17 protein-coding genes are annotated in these 20075 nt (G+C 42.2%); 5 read left to right on the forward strand and 12 right to left on the reverse strand.

What is annotated here, in order from left to right; all coding sequences use genetic code 11:
* Positions 1 to 236 precede the first annotated feature (236 nt).
* The 6 genes from ACFRAM_RS02935 to ACFRAM_RS02960 form a co-directional block, all read right to left on the reverse strand.
* A complete protein-coding gene (locus tag ACFRAM_RS02935) occupies positions 237 to 1721 on the reverse strand; it encodes a serine hydrolase domain-containing protein (RefSeq protein WP_379464451.1) in 1485 nt (494 codons plus the stop codon).
* A 204-nt stretch (positions 1722 to 1925) separates the two neighbouring features.
* Positions 1926 to 2738, reverse strand: coding sequence for an ABC transporter permease (locus ACFRAM_RS02940; RefSeq protein WP_379464452.1), 813 nt, complete (start codon positions 2736 to 2738; stop codon positions 1926 to 1928).
* The gene (locus ACFRAM_RS02945) at positions 2735 to 3766 is read right to left on the reverse strand and encodes an ATP-binding cassette domain-containing protein (protein ID WP_379464453.1); all 1032 of its coding nucleotides are present in this window, start codon (positions 3764 to 3766) and stop codon (positions 2735 to 2737) included. Before ACFRAM_RS02945 ends, ACFRAM_RS02940 begins: the two co-directional genes overlap by 4 nt.
* A gap of 313 nt (positions 3767 to 4079) precedes the next feature.
* Entirely contained in the window at positions 4080 to 4679 is a 600-nt protein-coding gene (locus ACFRAM_RS02950; RefSeq protein ID WP_379464454.1) for a TetR family transcriptional regulator, read from the reverse strand.
* Positions 4680 to 4763: 84 nt separating this feature from the next.
* Positions 4764 to 5921, reverse strand: a complete 1158-nt coding sequence (locus tag ACFRAM_RS02955) for a YhgE/Pip domain-containing protein (protein WP_379464455.1) — start codon at positions 5919 to 5921, stop codon at positions 4764 to 4766.
* A 143-nt stretch (positions 5922 to 6064) separates the two neighbouring features.
* Positions 6065 to 6427 (reverse strand): winged helix-turn-helix transcriptional regulator, encoded by a 363-nt coding sequence (locus ACFRAM_RS02960; RefSeq protein WP_379464456.1) that lies wholly within the window; start codon positions 6425 to 6427, stop codon positions 6065 to 6067.
* A 221-nt stretch (positions 6428 to 6648) separates the two neighbouring features.
* On the opposite strand from ACFRAM_RS02960, the gene ACFRAM_RS02965 reads away from it, so the two are divergent.
* Entirely contained in the window at positions 6649 to 7215 is a 567-nt protein-coding gene (locus tag ACFRAM_RS02965) for an NAD(P)H-dependent oxidoreductase (RefSeq protein WP_379464457.1), read from the forward strand.
* A 514-nt stretch (positions 7216 to 7729) separates the two neighbouring features.
* On the opposite strand, the gene ACFRAM_RS02970 is transcribed toward ACFRAM_RS02965, so the two are convergent.
* From ACFRAM_RS02970 to ACFRAM_RS02980, 3 genes are all read right to left on the reverse strand, one after another.
* The gene (locus ACFRAM_RS02970) at positions 7730 to 9007 is read right to left on the reverse strand and encodes a GHKL domain-containing protein (RefSeq protein WP_379464458.1); all 1278 of its coding nucleotides are present in this window, start codon (positions 9005 to 9007) and stop codon (positions 7730 to 7732) included.
* Complete coding sequence (locus tag ACFRAM_RS02975) at positions 9004 to 9732, reverse strand: LytR/AlgR family response regulator transcription factor (protein WP_379464459.1); 729 nt, start codon at positions 9730 to 9732, stop codon at positions 9004 to 9006. Before ACFRAM_RS02975 ends, ACFRAM_RS02970 begins: the two co-directional genes overlap by 4 nt.
* 246 nt (positions 9733 to 9978) lie before the next feature.
* Entirely contained in the window at positions 9979 to 10902 is a 924-nt protein-coding gene (locus ACFRAM_RS02980) for a ketopantoate reductase family protein (protein WP_379464460.1), read from the reverse strand.
* A gap of 148 nt (positions 10903 to 11050) precedes the next feature.
* Between ACFRAM_RS02980 and ACFRAM_RS02985 the strand changes: the two genes are divergently transcribed.
* Positions 11051 to 11602, forward strand: a complete 552-nt coding sequence (locus tag ACFRAM_RS02985) for a TetR/AcrR family transcriptional regulator (RefSeq protein ID WP_379464461.1) — start codon at positions 11051 to 11053, stop codon at positions 11600 to 11602.
* A gap of 181 nt (positions 11603 to 11783) precedes the next feature.
* Here ACFRAM_RS02985 and ACFRAM_RS02990 read toward each other — a convergent pair whose 3' ends face one another.
* From ACFRAM_RS02990 to ACFRAM_RS03000, 3 genes are all read right to left on the reverse strand, one after another.
* Positions 11784 to 12425, reverse strand: coding sequence for a hypothetical protein (locus ACFRAM_RS02990; RefSeq protein ID WP_379464462.1), 642 nt, complete (start codon positions 12423 to 12425; stop codon positions 11784 to 11786).
* Positions 12426 to 12629: 204 nt separating this feature from the next.
* Positions 12630 to 13502: a carbohydrate ABC transporter permease gene (locus tag ACFRAM_RS02995; RefSeq protein ID WP_066362436.1), complete on the reverse strand. Its 873-nt coding sequence runs from the start codon at positions 13500 to 13502 to the stop codon at positions 12630 to 12632.
* Positions 13503 to 13517: 15 nt separating this feature from the next.
* Positions 13518 to 14468, reverse strand: coding sequence for an ABC transporter permease (locus tag ACFRAM_RS03000; RefSeq protein ID WP_379464744.1), 951 nt, complete (start codon positions 14466 to 14468; stop codon positions 13518 to 13520).
* A gap of 155 nt (positions 14469 to 14623) precedes the next feature.
* Here ACFRAM_RS03000 and ACFRAM_RS03005 point away from each other — a divergent pair, with 155 nt between their 5' ends.
* The 3 genes from ACFRAM_RS03005 (at position 14624) to ACFRAM_RS03015 (ending at position 20044) form a co-directional block, all read left to right on the forward strand.
* Positions 14624 to 16402, forward strand: a complete 1779-nt coding sequence (locus ACFRAM_RS03005; protein WP_379464463.1) for a sensor histidine kinase — start codon at positions 14624 to 14626, stop codon at positions 16400 to 16402.
* Positions 16403 to 16651: 249 nt separating this feature from the next.
* Positions 16652 to 18262, forward strand: coding sequence for a response regulator transcription factor (locus ACFRAM_RS03010; RefSeq protein ID WP_379464464.1), 1611 nt, complete (start codon positions 16652 to 16654; stop codon positions 18260 to 18262).
* Positions 18263 to 18367: 105 nt separating this feature from the next.
* On the forward strand, positions 18368 to 20044 hold the full coding sequence (locus ACFRAM_RS03015; protein ID WP_379464465.1) for a type 2 periplasmic-binding domain-containing protein: 1677 nt from the start codon (positions 18368 to 18370) through the stop codon (positions 20042 to 20044).
* Positions 20045 to 20075 lie beyond the last annotated feature (31 nt).

Raw genomic sequence — 20075 nt, forward strand, 5'->3', positions numbered from 1 at the left:
TTAGTTGATTTAAGCAATTCATAAAGTCATGTATAACATCAGTCGATTTCAAAAAAACTACCTCCAAGTCTGGTTAAATGTATAATTCTACTTATGAAAATACCGTGTTTAAACAAACTTTTAGAACTTATTTCTATCATACTATTAAATGGAAGAATATGACGATTACTAAAATCATACTTTCAAACAAAAAACTCCCGCCAGTACCATCGGCAGAAGTTTCTAAAATAATTGATTTACGCGAACATCTCATCAAGAACAAGTGCTATAACCGATAATACGCAACTGATCGCAGCAAGCCCCATCCATAATAATACTGAAAACGACATCCATACGCTAATCATATAGTAATTGTAGTTGATCAGATAAGGCCAGATCAGAATTAATATCAGTAACAGCACGTTTAAGAACAGATAGATACCCGTTCCAATTCTTTTCCTGCGTCTTGATCGTTTAGTATGCAGGGTTTGTATGTTTGCCCCAGCCAGTTTAACCGCCTTAACAATTATGCTAATAACTGCTAACAGGACTAAGAATGAAAATACCCAATCCATTAAGATATTGCTATCATCATATTTAAAGGGCGTCATGGGATTCCCGTTCATATTCTCATAAATGTTCTGCGCAATCAGTGACGGGGCAGTTGAATTCAAATTAGACAGTACGAATACAGCCTCCTGCCGTTCTAAATTAATCATGACGTGTGACGAATAATTAGGATTGCTTCCAGTATGGCTAATCATCCGCGTAGCCGGCTCATTGCTCCATCCATATGAATAGTACTGACCCTCAGCTTCATATCCGGCACTCTGCAGGTCGGCTTCATGAGATTGCAGTATAGCCTTTCTTAGATCATCTGGTATATCCCCTATTCCCATCTGGGCATTGATCCAGCGCGCCAAATCCTTTATGTTTGACACCAGATACCCTGCAGCAATGTTCCCATAATATCTGGGAGCATCATACTCTAAGCTTTTGCCAAAAAATAAGCGATATCCTCTGCTAAGCTGATCCGCTTTCTTTTCCTGGCCTGTGGAAAAATAGCTATCTGTCATTCCCAGCGGAAGTAGAACATTCTGAGTTACATAATCCTGATAGCTTATACCTGTAACATTTTCAATAATCATCGCCAAAATATCATAATTAACGGTTGCGTACTGATATTCTGTACCCGGGTATGTATCTAGTGCAATGTCTGAAATTTTATGTATTGTGTTTCCAAGCATTTCCGAAGTAGTTCCTTCAGGAATCAATCGAATACTCCATGCTGGAATCCCGCTTGTATGAGCCAACAGCTGGTTAATTGTAATATTGGCCTTCTCTCCTTTAAAGGTTGGGGCGAACGCGGGAAGATAATCTGAGACATGATCCGAATACGCTAAATATCCCTCTTCCTTCAATAGAATTATAGCCAGGGCCGTAAATGCCTTGGTAGTCGATCCTAATTCAAACAGTGATTCTTCATTCCCTTCCTTTTGTTGATCGACATCCGCGAACCCGTATACTTTAAATTCTGTCCTGCCCTGCTTGGATGAAACCATTGCAACTCCAGGAGTTGCTGTTTTGGTCATTATGGTCTCTACCATTTCATCGACATTTTCATATTTCCCTACTGTGAACAGAGTCCCAAGCTGTTGCCAACAAACAGCAGCAATAATGATCACGATTAATAGGGCTATACTTGCTGATACTGCCTTTTTTCTCCTAAAGAACTTACCCATTGCTTCCCCTTCCTTCGGATCATAATCATTGCATACTTCGTATATTCCGGAGTTTCTTTATCTATTTGACGTTCTATCCGTCTACTTCACTGCGGCAATATAGTTATTTGCAAAAAAAGCTTCCGCCAATAACAATGGCGGAAGCTTCGAATAATAGATTCACGTGAACATCACAAACCATAATCTTCAGAAGAACCACTTCAATTATGTGCGGCGCATATAAGCGCGAACAGTAATTGGAACGAAGATGGCCACAATGACTGCGGCGCCGACTATAGAGTAGACAAGATCGCTGCCCACGGTTCCATGGTTGACCAGATTGCGGACGGCGGTGACAAGATGCGAGATCGGATTGATCTTAACAAACCATTGGAGCCAGTTCGGCATGGTATCGACGGGTACGAAGGCATTCGAGAGAAACGTGAGCGGAAACAGGACGATCATCGAGATCCCTTGCACACTGGAAGCAGTACGTGCAATCACGCCGAAGAAGGCGAATATCCAGCTAATTGCCCACGAACATGCGATGACAAGAAGTCCAGCAAGTGCAACGTATCCAAGGCCACCCTCTGGACGGAAGCCCATGATATAGCCCATGACAAAAGTGAGCACAGTCGCTATGGTATACCGGACTGTATCTGCAAGCAGGGCTCCGGCGAGCGGGGCAATCCGCGAGATCGGCAGTGATTTGAATCGGTCGAACACACCTTTTTCCATGTCCTCACGTAGCTGTACGCCAGTAACGATGGAGGTTGTTATCACCGTCTGAACAAGGATGCCGGGGATGATAACGGGCAAATAACTCACTACATCCCCTGAAATAGCCCCGCCAAAGATATAAGTGAACATCAGGGTGAAAATGATGGGTTGAAGCGTAACATCAAACAGTTGTTCAGGAGTGCGCCGGATTTTGAGCAGACCCCTGTAGGCCATAGTCAACGAATTACGTACCGTTTGACCGAAGCTGGTATGATTTTTTAATTGGCGCTCTGCACCTGGTTTTATTAAAGTACTCACGCTGTTACCTCCTTCGTATTCTTCAATTGCTCTGACGCAAGCTGGGCGTCCGCTTTCACTCCATCGCCTGTGAGCGTTAGGAAAACTTCGTCAAGTGTTGGTTTCTGTACACTCATCTCTGATAATAGAATCCCCGCCTCGCGGAGCGCGATCAGCAGGTCGGTGACCACGTCAACGTTCCCCATTGGGGCAGTGATTTCCCCTGCTTCCAGCGATATATTAGAACGAACCTTAAGCACTTGTTCAACAGTCTGCCGGGCATTTTTTAAATCCTGCGTATTCTGGACCTTTAAATGCAACGATGAAGTACCGACGGATGCCTTCAGTTCGTCTACGGTACCTTCAGCGACGACATGCCCTTTGTCAATAACCGCAATCCGGTCAGCGAGCTGATCCGCTTCTTCCAGGTACTGCGTAGTTAACAATACGGTTGATCCAGTACTTACGAGCCGATGGATGGTGTCCCACATTTGATTACGCGTCCGCGGATCAAGGCCGGTTGTTGGTTCATCCAGGAAAATGAGCGGCGGCTGAGCAATGAGACTTGCCGCTAAATCCAGCCGGCGGCGCATACCACCAGAGAAGTTCTTAAGTGGACGTTTCGCTGCTTCGCTCAGTCCGAATTCCTCTAGAAGTTCTGCAGATTTTTGCCGTGCTTCGGCCCGCCCCAGGCCTAGGAGTCTGGAGAAGATTACCAGATTCTCGATCGCACTAAGTGACTCATCAACCGATGCATATTGGCCAGTCACGCCAATTAATTGACGCACAATCTGAGGCTCCTTAACCACATCATGACCGAAGACACGCGCTGAACCCCCATCCGGCAGCAATAAAGTTGCCAGCATGCGAATTACGGTTGTCTTCCCTGCCCCGTTCGGACCTAGCACTCCATAGATCATCCCCGTGCCTACATTCAGATTCACACCATCAACGGCACGGTTGCTTCCATACGTTTTGACAAGCCCTTGTGCCTCGATCGCCCAGTCACTTTTGTCGCGTGCTGTTTTCGCTTTTTGAAATTGATTCACGTTCTACTCCCCCTAAACAATTGATTGTGTAACGATGGTAACCGACGTTTATAAACTGAATTTAAACTCGTAACTTAACGTTTCAAAATAACCCATCACACTACGTCAGTAGCGTTTTCTCATGATTTATTAAAACAAAAAAACCGACCCTTGTGGATCGGACTGGAGATGTATCCTTTAATCATTCTTGAGATCTGCTCGTGCCTTTTCCGCTGTAATACTAAAAATGAAAAAGACGCTAACCAGATATATTACATCCGTTAACGTCTTCATCGGTCAAGTTTAAAATAAACATTATCCAGCTCATCAAAGCTTAGGAGTCTATGTCAGTTGTACGTAAGGAAGCCAATACGAGCTTAACGATATGGTCTGCGGTCACTGCAGAGTCATAGTGTGTATTCTCTAGCAAGCTGCTATGCGCGGTATGAATCTTGAATGAAAGAGCGGCTCCAATGACAAACATCAGCGTATGATCCAGTGAATCAAAGTGGAAGAAGCCTTCGTTGCGGCCCCGCTCCAGCAGTTCGCGTACCTTCTTCCATACTGGTTGGACATAGATAAGCACGATATCAGCACGTGGAGAGGTGAGTTCAATCTCCTGCTTGATGATGTTACTCAGTTCTGAGTCCTCTAGCCCGAAGAAAATAATCTCCCGGATCAGCAGAGTCAGCCCCTCTACAGGATGACTCAAGAGGTCGCCACTGTCCTTTATCCGATTCCCTGAAAAAAACTGTTCAAATATAGCACGCAGCAAATTCTCCTTGCCGCCAAAATAATAAGAGACGAGCGCCACGTTCGCTCCTGCTTCCTCACAAATTTGTCTGACACTGGTACCGTCATAGCCTTGTCGCGCAAACAATTTCTTGGCCGCTAGCAGGATGCGCAGCTTCATGTCGGGATCAGCTGTAGTCATGATTCAATCAATCTCCTCGCGTGATCATATAGAACCTATTATGGATGCTCTATGACGGATAGGCAAGTCTGTCGCAGAGACCTTCTATTTAACAGGAACCGCTACAGGTGCTACCGCGCGCTGAGTTTGTTTGCGAAGTCCTGTCGCAGCCAGACTCACGAAAAGCGAAGCTGCGAGGATCGCCACCAGCAAGAGAACGTCAGAGACAACGCTTGGACCTCCGAACAATAGATTCATCAAGCCATCCACCGCATAGGTCGCTGGCAGGTAATGACCTAACCCTTGGTAAAATCCACTAAGTAATTCCCGTGGAACCATCGCCCCCGAGGAAACCAGCTGCAACGACAATAGGGTCATATTGAACAGCATTCCAGCCATACCGAAAACAATCAAGAACATCTGAGCGAAGAACATAAAGGTCAGAAGGAATAATGCTTGGAACAACCAGACAGAGATAAAGCCTCCTGCATGCTGGCCCCCCAGCCCGGCGATCAATGATGATCCGATCAAAGAGACGACGACTGCGGAACTAACGTTAATGACCACCCTGGCACCAAACTTGCTCCATTTTGAGATGCCAGGACCTATCGTATCCGTCGCCTGCTGAAAATTCATCCCCATGATCATGGCGCCAACAAACGAGGCGAGCACCATCATCATCGGTACCATCTGATTATTCATGCCCTGAACAGGGTTGGTAAATGTCATATTTGCATTGACTTTATCTACGACGCCTTGTGCGATACCCTGCGCTTGAGCTGCCGGCACATTTGCCTGCTTCAGTACAGCTTCCGTTCCCTGAATCGTAACTTGCTTGCCCACGGTTGCTGTAATTTGAGCTGCGACGCTCTGCATCACACTCTTAATCATCATTGGATTGGATTCATTGATCGTGTAACGAAGCTCAGCTTGTTGCCCCTGGCTTTGGAGTTGTTGGGAGAAATCTGCTGGCACCTGCAGCACCATCTGCACCTCGCGCCGTTCCAGACTTCCTTTCGCCTCTTCCAAACTCATTCCTGTTATCATATGAAACGGAAGTGACGCTGCGAGCTGTTCACTGATCTTTGCACCAGCCCCTTGGTCTTCATTGACTATCGCAATCGATAGCTTACTCGTATTCTCATTAATTCCTTTGTAGCCCGTCATCCAGATGATGCTAAAAATAACTTGAAACATCAGAAGCATCACAATTCCGACAATGGTCGCCGGTTTCTTCAGATAAGCTTTTAAAGCATTAAGCATAAGTATCTCTCCTTTTTTATTCGCTTCAATTAAATGATCGTTTAAATTAAACGTTTGTTTGATTCTAGACCGACTTTTACCCGCTGTCAACTATTTAATAATAAATACAGAACACAGCAGGTAAGTAAGGCAATTAGGATGAATTAATGATCCGGTGGCATCTCCTCCAGCAAGACAATATCTTCTCCTCGCTGTTGCCTCATTTGAATATTTTCTTTGCCCCAAGAACACATAACTTCAACGATTTTATTGGCGGTGACACCATATTCCGTAAGGCTATATTCGACTTTTGGCGGCATCTGCTGATATACGTGTCGGCTTACAAGTCCATCCTTTTCAAGCTCACGAAGCTGCTGGATTAGAACCTTTTGTGAAATGCCGTGAATATTGCGCTGTAATTCGCTTGTTCTCTTCACCCCAGACATTAACAAGCAAATAATCAGAGCTTTCCACTTACCGCCGATGATTTCAAGTGTGGCTTCTATACCCAGATTGTATTGTTTCATAAAAGTAACCCCTCACTCATGCTGACTGCTACAGTCGTCTAAAATTTCATTGTTGCATACATTTTTTTTCGAGTCCAGTACTTACTTTGAAGTAACCATCTTACCTCATTGTGTGTATTTTCTTTTTATTAAGCCTGCAACATAATGATGATATTCGCAAAAAAAGGCAAGGCACCAGAGGATACACTCTTTGATATGGGCCTGAGAAAGGAATTTTCATAATGAAAACACTAGTGATTATAGCGCACCCGAACCTTGAGGATTCAAGGGTAAACCAGAGATGGAAAGAAGAACTGCTACAATATCCAAACGATATTACCATTCATGAGATTTATAAGGAATATCCTGACTGGAACATTGATGTTCATAGAGAACAAAAGCTATTAGAAGCACATAACCATGTTATCTTGCAATTCCCTTTGTATTGGTACAGTTATCCGCCGTTATTGAAAAAGTGGTTTGATGATGTGTTTGCATATGGATGGGCTTATGGATCAAACGGTGACAAGCTTAAAGGGAAGAAGATGGGGCTTGCCATGTCCATAGGCGATAAAAAAGAAAATTATGTGCCAGAAGGCTCTGTTTCTTTTACCGTGGATGAAGTGACTACGCCTTTCAAAGCCAGTATTAAACATGTGGGCGCAGTAGCACTCCCCTACTTTGCTGTCTTCGGCGCTTCATTTCAAGCTAGCGATGAGGAGATCAATCACAGTGCGGTAGAATATATCAACTATATTCTTAAGTATTACAATGACACCGGCTCTTCCGTGTTAGCTGTTCCATCATAACGCTACCTGAATCGGATATAAGGGGCTATCCTAAGTCTTTTCAATGACTTAAAAGATAGTCCCTTATCGATTTCACCAATGCACCATCTACCTAACTCACTGAATAAAATGCCAATCCGATGCTCGACATGATCAGCAACAGAACAGTAATAAAGAGCGAAGAGGTTAAATACTTAGCTTCTTTAGATTGATCTGAAGGTAATGTTCCATTTTTTCTGACAATAAACGAATACAGAATGTATCCCAATATAGGAGTCGTGATAATCATTAATACTACCCATATCCAAGGAACTAGTCCTCGACCTACGCAATCGTTATAAATCCATAAACAAGATAACGTTATAGTCAGCAACGCAAATACAACAACTAATAAGACTAATGGAATCATATTGTTCCCTCTCCCCTTTAAGAATGGATTACTTATATGATTCATTTTAGCTGCTATTTTCCCGCATTTTTTCGGCTCGTTGTATTCCGCACATTTCTCGTTGTAATCTGCAGAAACACCCACGTTTTATGGAGTAGGCAAAACTACAATCGAATTAAAAAATCCATCCTCGTAAGAAAAGTCATAATAGCCCTTTAATTTTTGCACCCTTTCGTTAATACTGCTGATTCCAAGGCCGTATCTGTTATTTTCTTTTTCGGAAATCAATGTCCCGCTTGAAAAGTCTATATTAATGTTGTTAGACGAATTAACAATAATAATAAATAACTTATTATCATTAAATTTGATGTTGATTTCAATCTCCTTCTTTATCTCTTCTCCTAATCTAAGTACTGCTTCAATCGCATTATCTAGTAGATTTCCTAAAATAGCCGCTAGATCAATCGTATGTTCAATAATTAAATCATGGGGGACTTGCAGGTCTAACTTACTCTCAATATTGAGCTTCTTGATTTGTTCTAGTTTACTATTCAGAATGGCATCGATCGGTATACAACCTGATAACAGTCGATATGAGAATACATTCGTTTGCAATAACGCATCAAGCTCCTGTTTTACCTCGTCTGTCTTTTTTCTTTCTAAACCATAAACTATATTCACTAAAATATTTTTGAGATCATGTTTTAGCTTGGAGATTTCCCGCTGATTGGCTAGGCTCTCTTCATAATGCTTATTCTGGGCTTCAAGCATAGAATATTTATGAATCTGAAAACTTTTACTCACTAGATTATTGTAAACCGCCATGATACACACATTAACAATTAATAAAAAGATACATGGAATAAATTGATTCAAATCTTTGTATTCAAAGATCCAGTATATACTCAATAAGGACAAGCAAGGCACTATACTTAATAGCAAACTTTCCTTATTACTTAATCCTATTTCACTCTCTGATTTGAAGTAAAGTAACAGCTTGACAGTTAGCATTACAATCAACAACGATACAAAGTTAGCACCAAAATATATCGTGAGCATAGTAAACCAACCGCCTTCAAATTTTTGCTCAAAATTTAATGTGATTATGGACAGCGCCAAGTCCGCCAATGTAGTAATCAGCGTAAAGAAGATAATATGAAATCCCTTTTGAGCCATCGATCCATAAAATGAATACAGAATGCAGCTGCTTAATAAAGCAACGAATAAAAACAACCTGACGATAGGGTCTGTGTCACTGGATAGAAATTTTATCGCCCCCATACAGAGAAAGACTAATACATAAAATTTTTGCTTCGAAATTCTTAGACTAAGGAACCCTTTGAAGTAAATAGAAATCGATGTAACTTGAACAAGTGTATATAGCACAGCTAGGATCGCAACACTTATAACCTCTATGCCTCTCAAAATCCAATTCTCCTTTTAATAAAATGGTTATACGCATCTTTGACTATTTTTTTCTGCCCCCTGCTAATAGCGTATTTCTCTTTGTTGGTGAGAATAACATCCGTTCCGGAAATAATATGAATATAGTTTAAATTCACCATCGTACCTTGATTTACTTTTATAAAGGACAACGGATCAAGCATGTCTTCCACATCCTTTATGGTTCCATAAAAAGTAAACTCATTATCACAAGTTACAACATGTATAATCCTACCTTTTAGTGATGAAATAGAAAGAATCGTCTCACTTTTGATTTGATAATTCAGATTTTGCGATTTGAAGAATAAATATTGATTATTTCTCGTAATCTCTTCCACTGCGTGGAGTAGCACTTTACTGATGTTCTCATCATCAATAGGTTTTAGGATATAGCGAAAAGGTGATACTTCAAAACTTTCCATAGTGTATTCGGCATAGCTAGTAACATAAATGATAATCATACTTTTATCTGTTTCCCTGATTTTCCTGGCTACTTCAATGCCATTCAAAGAGTCCATTTCAATATCCAGGAATAAGATTTGATATTCTTCATTTCTAACATGTAAGGCATTCAGTAAAGTTGCTCCGGATCCATAAATATCAATATCTAGGGCTATGTTTGGATACTTGCTTACACAATCCATGATTATCTTCTCTAATTTGGAGCTATGTAATTGGTCATCATCACAAATGCAAATTCTTATCATCAGTGAAACCGCCCTTTTGAATAATAACTCTCCATTTCCCCCACGCTACCGTCGTCCTAATGAATTGTAATCTTATTATATTACTTGATGGAAAAGTATTACTATTGTCATCTCTTCAATTAAAAACTATTTCCGTGTAATAATCACCTGTGTTCTGTGAAAATAAAGCAGCGACAGAACAAGACTTGATAAATAAAGTCTTAGACTGCCGCTGTTGTTGTTCAATTATCGTTTCCCGTAAATAAATTACTGAACTTGTATTTCCGATTTGATATCATTTTGGCTTAAAAATTTCATTAAATCATTACTCAGCTGCACAATCTCATTGTTAGCACTATTCGCATAATCCGGCAACATCATATCCCTAACCATTTTAGTTCGTAGCCATGTCATAAAGAAAAGATCCAACAATAAGTTTGGCAATCTAAGCACCATTCTAAGCATTGGTGGATCAATTGGAACGCCAGCTTTTTGTATTGCCCTTAGATACGCTTTTAAAGTGACTGTTATTTTGCGTGCTATCTTTTTGGTTCTGGCTGTTTTTTTGTCATTTATCTTATTCTCTGAATGCAAAAAGCTCAACATGGCAATGTCTGATACGGAATGTGTGATTAGATACGCTTGCATATCCTTTTTTATAACGTAGGGAAGCTTTGCTGTTTTAAATACGTTTGCGAGTTTTTCTATGCGTTCTGTCACTACACCATTAATTTCTCCAAATGCAGTTGCCGCTATAATCTTTGGCAGAAATCGAGCATGCAATACTCCATCTTTAATCTGTCCGCCGAAGCCGGGAAAAGCTGGTAAAAGTCTATCCCCTACGATATCCAGCCATGAAGAAAATCCAATTGAATTATTAGTCATCGTAACTATATTTTTGCTTTGATTATCTTTTAGCGCTAACAACGCTGATTCGGACCGGTCATAACGAACGGTAACGAAAATAAAATCATATACATCGTCATTTTCGAGCGTATCAATGACATTCACTTGTATCGATCTAACTGTACCTTTTTCTATATATTGCAGGCCATTTTCTTTTAATGATTTAAATCTATTAGAATGTGCAAACAGGCTAACGTCAAACCCTGCTTCAATAAGCTTTATTGCGTACATGCTCCCGATGACACCTGCACCAAAAATTAAAATTCTATCTTGTTTTGCTGTCATTAAAACCACCCCTACTTATTAACATTTCCTTTTGATTATCCGACAACATGTTGTATGATGTGATTATAAATCTTCATTATTCCTTGATCAACCATCAGTTTTTTATGATTTGTCGGATGATATTCTTATTCGCTAGCAGGAGGGAAACATGAACAAGCAACCCCAAATAACGGAGAAAACAAGACAAAAGTTTGTAGAAGTTTTTTGTGAGTTATATAGCCAAAAGCCGATTGAGAAAATTTCGGTTCAGGAAATTGCGAATAAGTCAGGATATAACCGCAGCACCTTTTATCAATACTTTACTGACATTTACGAATTGTTAGACGCTGTTGAAAATGACTTATTGAATGAGATGAAAAAAGAATTGGCGAATAATGAGCTATCGATGCATACGGTTCAAGATACGCTCTTTTGTCTGGACAAAAGAGAACATCTCCTGGTTCTTAATGCCCTTTTGGGTGATTATGGAAGTGTGCGTTTTTTAAAACGCTTAAAAAAAGAAATCACTTTGGATCAATTAGAATTAAACGTTCCGCAAAACCATTCCTTAACGCCGTACTTCGTTGAGTTTTACCTGACAACTTCTCTTTCTTTATTTCGTCTTTGGCTCCAGCGTCAACAGGATTTATCGTCAGAAGAATTTTTCATGTTAGTGGAGAACCTATATTCAAAAGGGATTACGCCCTATTTTAAAGAGTGAGTCTGTCATTCAAACCAAATCCATACGTTGTATAACAATTTAAACAAAAACCCACTCCTTTTTTTAACGGAAGTGGGTTTTTGAAGGGACTTGCCTTTTATTACACTATCATTCATCGTTAGTTCAACAGGCTACCAACTGTGTTACCTACCAATGAAATCAACAATTGTTTGTTTTCATCTCATAATCCAAAATGCTCACGAACTAATTTAAACTGTTCTTCAACACTCATTTCGGGTGTTCTTTCCAGTGTTTTGATGCCATTTCGAATGCAAGCGCTTTTTACGTCATGTGAAAATCTCACCATGTTTTTATTACCATTTGCGATTGTTGCCGCTGGATTTGATGTAAGATTAATAACATCCAAAATCATCTTATGGTCTTCTCTAAAGAAATATAGCCTTTCTATTTCTTCGTCAGAAGTATAGAGGCAAATCATTCTTTCTTTTGGAATAAAGGGTAATATACGCTCGGGCATAATTCCTAAGTCTATAATGATTGGTTTATCAGTGGGCATTTTTAATAAATCCGTAACAAAAAATTCCATCATCTCTGCGACAATTTGAAAAAGCCAATGAACATGTTCATCATTAGGTTTATTGAACCATTTATCCCAATCTAAACCCGAATGAGGATACTGTAAGGCAGGGTATTCAACTGGATTTGTGAATGGTCTGTACTTCATCACGTTATCTTCCAGTGTTTGAAATCCTAACTCTTTAACAAATTTCTTTGTCATTGTGGACTTCCCTGCACAACAACCACCATTTAACCAATATACATGCTTTAATTGTTCCTTCAAATAATTATCATTTATTTTCATTGTAATCCTCCTCAATTTTTTTAATATTGAGGGAGGTGACGGATTCTTATTGGTTTTCTGTAGCTGTAAAACCACATAGCAAATCCCCCTTTCATTATCTTAATCCATCGTATTCGACATATTTTGGTTAATTCCTTCCTTCTCGTTATCCTGTGCCCTTATTTACACTTCAAATCTATTCGGGAGGATGGTTCTCTCCAGTGACTACTCTTTCACAGCCCCAACCACAATCCCCGTCACAAAATAACGCTGCAGGAACGGATATACCAGCAGGATCGGCAGCGCACTGATAAAGATCTGCGAAGCCCGAATGGTACGTTGTGACAGATTGGCAACGGCTGACGGATCGAGCTTTGACATATCTGCCTGAACGATGATCGTTTGCATAAAGGTCGCCAGTGGCAGTTTGTCTGAATCTCTAATATAAATGATACCGTCAAAATAGGAGTTCCAATGCCCCACCATCAGGAATAGAGAAACCGTAGCAAGCACGGGTAAGGAAACCGGCAAGTATATTTTCAAAAAGGTCGTAAAATGCCCTGCCCCATCAATAAACGCAGCTTCCTCAAGCTCCTTGGGTACGGTCCGGAAGAAATTAAGCAGTAGAATAATGTTGAATACCGCAACTAATCCAGGCAGAATCAGCGCTAACAAAGAATTCATCAACCCAAGCTTAAGAATCAGGATATAGCCCGGAATCAGTCCTCCGCTGAACAGCATAGTTACGACAAAATACCAAAGGTAAATGTTCCGCGCCCGGAAGACCCGTGTCTCCTTGGACAGCGCATAGGCTGCGATCGTATTGACCACCAGTGCAAGTCCTGTTCCAAGTACGGTCCGCTCCACAGACACCCACAAGGAGGATAGGAAATTCGCGTTGTTAAAAGTCTTCGCATAGGCTTCCAGCGTGAAACCTATCGGCCAGAAAGTAACCAATCCGGCATTAGCAGGAGCCGACGCGCTAAGTGAGACCATGAGCAAGTGATACAAAGGCAATAAGCAGAGTACAGCAAGGATCGTCAAGAACACATTGTTGAATATGCTGAAAATGCGATAAGGGATTGTTTTATGATACATTTGTTCTCATCCTTTCTAGAAGATTCGGTACCCTGCAAATCTATAGGCCAGTCGGTAAGAAATCACGATTAAAATCAGGCTGATCACCGATTTGAATAGATTCACTGCAGTAGCGAAGCTGAACTGCCCGCTAAGAAGGCCTTCCCTGTACACAAAGGTATCAATGATATCCCCTTGCTGATAAATCAAAGGACTATAGAGATTAAACACCTGGTCGAAGTTAGCGTTGAGCACATTGCCTAGAGCCAGAGTCGCGATCACGATCGCAATTGGAATCAGCGCAGGTATGGTAATATACATCGTCTGCTTCCAGCGCCCCGCCCCATCCACTTCAGCAGCTTCATAGAGTGACGGACTAATCCCGGATAATGCCGCCAGGAAGATGATGGTATTGAAGCCGAACTCCTTCCAGACATCACTCGCTATAATCGTAAAGCGGAACCAGTTGCCATCTCCCAGGAAGAAAATCGGCTTGATGCCGAATACAGATGATATGAACTGATTAATGAGACCTGTCTGGGCCAGGATATCGATCAGAATGCCTGACAGTGTAACCCAAGACAAGAAGTGTGGAAGATACACGAGCGTTTGAATGGTTCTTTTGAGCGCCATCTTCCGTACCTCGTTCAATAATAAGGCGAAGATAAAGGGAATAATCAGGTTCATCACAATTTTGGAACAGGCAAAAAAAAGCGTATTCCACGTGATTTGCAGGAAATAATCATTTTCCCACATGTACCTGAAATGCTTCAGTCCGACCCACTCCGAATTAAAAAAACCTAATGCAGGTTTATACTCTTGAAAGGCCATGAGAATTCCAGACATCGGAATATAAGAAAAAATAAACACCATAATGACCGCCGGCAATACCATCAAATGGAGAATCCATGACTGGTTAAAGCCTTTTTTTCTTTTTCTATTCGGCTTACTCCGGGTGTTCGCCTGCGGTATCGAGTTGACCTCCATATTAGCCTCCATAGCGCTCTCCTGTTCCCAAAAAAATATTTTGTGTGTAATGGGGATCTCTGCTATAAATAGTATCAGGCCTTTCTCAGGTCTGACTATATAACATTGTTAGGCTTGATATGGTTTTATTAGGGCATCATCTGGAGGAGTCATACATGAATCTATGGAAGCGCTTTATACTACTAAAGGAACAGGCACGGTCCCGGTTTAGCCTCTTTGCCAAAATCAATTGTCTGATCATTGTCTTGTTCATCCCGATTATCATCGTGTATACCTATTCGAATAACGTCACATTCGATGTCGTTAGCAAAGAGTTACAGGTCTCCAATACTAAACAGCTCACCTTTCTATCCAGTCAAATCGATTCCCGAATCAATCAGATGATGGATTTTAGTCTTATTCTTTCGAGAGATCCCAATGTTAGAGCTTTCAACGGTTTGAATATTTGGGATGATCGTTATGATCAGATGCAGACCCGCTATGTCATTCAGGAGAAAATGGTGCTGCAGTCTGGAGTCACCGATATTTGGCCCACCAGATACGCTGTGCATTCACAGCAGAATAAAGATGTTATCGCCAATTACAACCGTTCGACGGGGTATGATGAGGATTACTTAAAGAGAAATATGAGTGGAAAATGGACCTATGGTGATCAAGGGGGAGAGTCGCAAAATAAGCTGCAATCCTTTTACTGGTTTTTTACGGATTCCTTAGCCCAGCCGGGGATGTTGACGGGCAGCAATCTGGTGATTGAAGCCAGCTTCAGCTATGAGAACATTCAGAACATGCTGGATAAGTACAAGGAAGGTGGACAAGGCGATCCCTTCTTTTATCATAAGGGCAATTTGCCCATTCTGAACCGTAGTGCCGACAAGCAGCTATCAGAAGAACTTATTCGTTATCTGGATAGTCACTCCCCTGAGAATACGACCCAGGATGTAGTGAAGCTGAATGGGAAGAACTATCTGGTCAGCTCGGTGAAATCCTCCTATCTGGATTGGCATTTAGTAGATGTGGTCCCACTCTATCAAATTCTTCAACCGATTTCACTCAGCCGGGACTTGTTCTATATCTCGATGATTTTACTATTTGTTGTGGGCATTTCGGCTTCGATTCTACTATACAGAAACGTGCAGTCTCCTATCAAAAAGCTGATCCAAGGCTTACGGCGCGTGCAGCGGGGAGATTATTCCGTTCGTCTTCATAGCAAGGATCAGAATGAGTTCTCATTTCTGTTCCATCGGTTTAATGATATGTCACATCAAATTCAAGATCTGATAGAGAATGTGTTCAATGAAAAGATTAGGGCCAGAGAAGCTACGCTTAAGCAGTTACAAGCGCAGATCAACCCCCATTTTCTCTATAACTGCCTTGGTTATATTATCAATATGGCCCAGATGAAAGAGCAGGAAGCCGTCATCTCTATGGCTTATAACTTAAGTGCGTACTATCGCTATACTACCCGAATGGAACGGGAGACCGCTTCTCTGAATGATGAAATCAAATTACTCGTCAATTACTTGGATATCCAAAAGCTGCGCAATGGCAGAATAGAATATCATATTGATATCCCTGAGCCTATGCTTAGCCAGTCTGTGCCACGCTTAATGCTGCAGCCGATTGTGGAGAATTCGGTCATTCATGGTGTGGCGAAATCCTATTCATCAGGGGAAATCAGAATTAGCGGCGAACGTGCGAACGGTTTCTGCAAAATTTACGTTGATGACGATGGACCCGGCCTGAACCCGGATCAGCTAGAAGCTTTGAATCGGAAAATGCAGCAGCCACTGCAAGAGGAAATGGGCTGTGGTCTCTGGAATACGAATCAGCGGATCATTCACTTGTTCGGCAATCAATCCTGTCTTATATTTGGCCCCTCTCCTCTCGGAGGATTCCGCACAGAGATCATCTGGGAAATCCCAATAGAGGAATAAAACAATAACTATATAAGATGAGCAACAGAACACAACAAAAGCGAGTAGGAACGAAGGGGGAAGTTTGGAACTGGAGGAGCGCAGCGTTCGCATTTGTCACCAGATTTCAACCGCTAGAAGCGGTTATAAAGAAGAAATCTGGGGACAACAGCGACCGGAAGTCCAAACATTCCACCGTAGTGACGACCCAGCCTTACGTTAGGAACTTAAGTTCGTCTTATATAACAAACCATCAAGGAGACTAACAACATGCAGATGATCATCGTAGACGATGAAGCCCACTGGGTAGATAATCTTTCCACAACAAAACCTTGGCATACGCTGGGGATTGAACAGGTACACAAAGCCTATTCGGCGCATGAAGCGCTACAAATTATCGATACCCACCCCATAGATATTGTGATCTCAGATATTCAAATGCCGGAAATGACGGGAATTGAACTGATCGAGCGGATAAGAATACGTGATAAAAAGATAAAATGCATTATTTTATCCGGCCATTCCGAATTCGATTATGCCAAAAAAGCACTGCAGTACGAGGCCATTGATTACTTACTCAAGCCACCGACTGACGATGAATTGATGGGTGCAGTAAAGACTGCCATTGATCAATTGAACAACGAATGGGAGCTCGTAAGCTCCCTCACACGAACCCAGTTTACCCTTCGCGAGAATCTGCCGCTATTACGGGGTCGATTACTTCTGGATGCCTTGCAAGGACATCGATTCCAAGCCGGCGAGTGGGAACGTAAGCTTGTGAATTACGGTCTCCCCTTCCACGCCGGGGATTGCGCGTTAATGCTTGTACGGTTGGAAGAAGAGTTTGGACAATACAACAACAACGATCAGACTTTGATCGAATATGCGATCATCAATATGGCGGAAGAGATTCTCGGTGAATTTATGGAAGTCTGGGGCGTTAAGGAGGAGCATGGGTATCTGGTGTTTCTGCTTCAGCTGAAAGAACAAGGAACCGACATTGGAAAAGAAACTTTGCTGGAGAAGCTTTCTTTACAGCTTCAGTATAAGGTCAAGCAATTTCTGAAGGGTTCCCTCTCCATTGTTATCACAGAGTGGTTCATGTTTCCTGAACAGCTGTCCAATCGTTTTCGTCAGGCTACGGGTTACTTCCGGCAAATCGTCGGAGACGAGCGCGAATTCGTGATGCGGGTTAGTGACGTGGATCATTCTGCGGCACATGGCCCTTTGGACGCGCTCTATACCCCGCCCTCTTTGATTCATCTGCTGGAAAGCGGGCAGTGGGATGCGGCGGAAGAGAAATTACTCGCTGTCTGCGCGGAGCTGGATGAGAAATGGTCTGAATCCTGGGAGCACTGTATGGAGGCTGGCTTTTTAATTACGGCTTCGTTCACGAATCTCGCTCACCGCAATGGGTTTACGCTGGCTAAGTTAATGGGGACTGACATTGAGGAGCTACAGAGCGGAGATGCTTTTACCACGATTAGTAAGCTTAGAAAATGGTCGCTCAGTGTCCTAGACAAACTTAAAGAAGGCACATCCAACGATATCAAAGACATACGGTCAGAGTATGTGAAGAAAATTCAGGGTTTTACCGATAAAAACCTCCATCTTGATGTTTCCTTACGTGTGCTAGCTGATCATGTTAATCTCCACCCGACCCATTTATCTAAAATTTATAAGATCGAGACGGGCGAAGGAATCAGCGATTATATCGCACGCCTGCGCATGGATCGTGCCTGTCACAAGCTGAAAACAACCTCCAAGAAAGTGTATGAAATCAGCATGGAGATTGGATATATGGACCCGGCTTATTTTATCAAAGTGTTCAAACGGCAGTTTGGGGTAACGCCGCAGGAGTACAGAGACAATAATAAATAGCATGATAGAGTCCTATCGAAACTAAAAAACTCATATAGATGCCATCCCCGACAACTTGTTAAAGTTACACTTGTAAAGATCATACACAGTAGGGGGAATTGAAGAATGATCAAATTCAAAAAAATGTGGTCGATGCTCACAGTCACCGCACTTATCACACTCACAGCCTGTGGCAGTGGCGGAACTTCGAATGAGAACGCCAAATCAGGCAATGCCACTCCAAGTTCATCCGAAGCAGATGCTGCTTTTGAAAAAGGTAAATACGATCCACCCATCGAATTCAGCTCGGTGTTGATGCCGAAGAAATATGTACAAGGGGATACGAAAGAAAATAACGTTCACGATCGCTGGATGCTGGAGACGCTGGGCATGAAGCATAAAGATACCTGGTACCCTGCCAATGACGATCAATACAGACAAAAGCTGCAGCTGGCCATTGCATCTGGTGAGAAGCTGCCTGATTTCGTGGCTGTTCCAACTAACGCGGTATTGACCAATCAGCTGATTGATTCCGGTCAGTTCATTGCTATCGATGAACTCTTTGACAAGTATGCCAATAAGATTTTGAAAGACCATGCGGCAGCGCATCCGGAACTGTGGTACCCGTTCACCAAGAACGGTAAGAAATACAATATGCCGATCCTTGAGTATACGGATAATGACGACACGCTGCTGTGGTTGCGCGAAGATTGGATGGAAAAGCTGCATCTTGAAGCTCCGAAAACCATCGCTGATCTTGAGAATATCATGGATAAATTCAAGAACGAGAATCCGGATGGCTTAGCACCTAAAGATGTTTTCCCACTGGCGATTTCTTTAAAAAATAACACAAACACCTGGATGGGCTCACTCGATTGGTTATTCGGAGCCTACGGCACCATTCAAGAGCAATGGAACAAAGATGTCGATGGTAATCTTGAATACGGCTCCATTAATCCTGGTGCCAAGCAAGCACTAGCAAAGCTTAGTGAATGGATGGATAAAGGCTATATTCATACAGACTCCGCGCTGTGGGATGAAGGTAAATCTGCTGAGAGCTGGACAAAAGGCGCAGCAGGAATCCTGCCAGGCGCGAACTGGGTGCCGGACTGGCCTGCTCCCGATCTGTTGAAAAATGTACCTGGGGCGAAGATTAAAGCTTACCCAGTTCCAGCGGGACCAGATGGATTCATCGGTACGAAGTGGCAGAACTCCGGCGTAAACGCCAGTATCATGATTAACAAGGATGCCAAGCATCCTGAAGCGATTTTCTTATACTATAACTACTTGCTTGATAATTTAGCTAACCCGGCTGCAGGCAGTGAATTCGAATATGGCTTCGCTAAGGGCTACGATTGGGACATTATTGATGGACAACCGACCAGTGATAAAGAGAAAATTAAAGACTTTTCCAATGAGTTCCCTTTCTTGACTGGTCCGGCACGTATTCCTGATCTGTACATGAAGACACTTGTTAAACTAGCAGATGGTAAGACACCAGAAACTCCTTATGAAAAACAGATGGCTGAGTTCCGTAAACCGGAAAACTGGGCAGCTGCTAAAGTGGTTATGTCGCAATTAGACGTTCGTAAGCAAAACTACTTCACAGGTGCTGCGACGCCAACAATGGTCTCCAAATGGAACCTGCTTCGTCAGTCCGAAATGGAAACGTTCAACAAAATCATTTACGGCAAACTGCCAGTAGATGCCTTCGACCAGTTCGTAACCAATTGGAAAGCTAACGGCGGTGACCAGATCACCAAAGAAGTGAACGAATGGTTCAAGTCTGTATCGACTAAATAAAAAAACAGGCCGAAGCGAATCCCCTCGCTCC

The organism is Paenibacillus sp. NPDC056722 (assembly GCF_042790635.1).
GTDB lineage: Bacteria > Bacillota > Bacilli > Paenibacillales > Paenibacillaceae > Paenibacillus_AQ > Paenibacillus_AQ agri.

Bases quoted from the DNA above. Each gene is read 5' to 3' on its own strand.
- ACFRAM_RS02990 (WP_379464462.1), bottom strand. From the start codon at position 12,425: ATGAAAATAAATGATAATTATTTGAAGGAACAATTAAAGCATGTATAT.
- ACFRAM_RS02980 (WP_379464460.1), bottom strand. From the start codon at position 10,902: ATGACAGCAAAACAAGATAGAATTTTAATTTTTGGTGCAGGTGTCATC.
- ACFRAM_RS03010 (WP_379464464.1), top strand. From the start codon at position 16,652: ATGCAGATGATCATCGTAGACGATGAAGCCCACTGGGTAGATAATCTT.
- ACFRAM_RS02985 (WP_379464461.1), top strand. From the start codon at position 11,051: ATGAACAAGCAACCCCAAATAACGGAGAAAACAAGACAAAAGTTTGTA.
- ACFRAM_RS03015 (WP_379464465.1), top strand. From the start codon at position 18,368: ATGATCAAATTCAAAAAAATGTGGTCGATGCTCACAGTCACCGCACTT.
- ACFRAM_RS02955 (WP_379464455.1), bottom strand. From the start codon at position 5,921: ATGCTTAATGCTTTAAAAGCTTATCTGAAGAAACCGGCGACCATTGTC.
- ACFRAM_RS03000 (WP_379464744.1), bottom strand. From the start codon at position 14,468: ATGGAGGTCAACTCGATACCGCAGGCGAACACCCGGAGTAAGCCGAAT.
- ACFRAM_RS02950 (WP_379464454.1), bottom strand. From the start codon at position 4,679: ATGACTACAGCTGATCCCGACATGAAGCTGCGCATCCTGCTAGCGGCC.
- ACFRAM_RS02965 (WP_379464457.1), top strand. From the start codon at position 6,649: ATGAAAACACTAGTGATTATAGCGCACCCGAACCTTGAGGATTCAAGG.
- ACFRAM_RS02935 (WP_379464451.1), bottom strand. From the start codon at position 1,721: ATGGGTAAGTTCTTTAGGAGAAAAAAGGCAGTATCAGCAAGTATAGCC.
- ACFRAM_RS02995 (WP_066362436.1), bottom strand. From the start codon at position 13,502: ATGTATCATAAAACAATCCCTTATCGCATTTTCAGCATATTCAACAAT.
- ACFRAM_RS02960 (WP_379464456.1), bottom strand. From the start codon at position 6,427: ATGAAACAATACAATCTGGGTATAGAAGCCACACTTGAAATCATCGGC.
- ACFRAM_RS03005 (WP_379464463.1), top strand. From the start codon at position 14,624: ATGAATCTATGGAAGCGCTTTATACTACTAAAGGAACAGGCACGGTCC.
- ACFRAM_RS02975 (WP_379464459.1), bottom strand. From the start codon at position 9,732: ATGATAAGAATTTGCATTTGTGATGATGACCAATTACATAGCTCCAAA.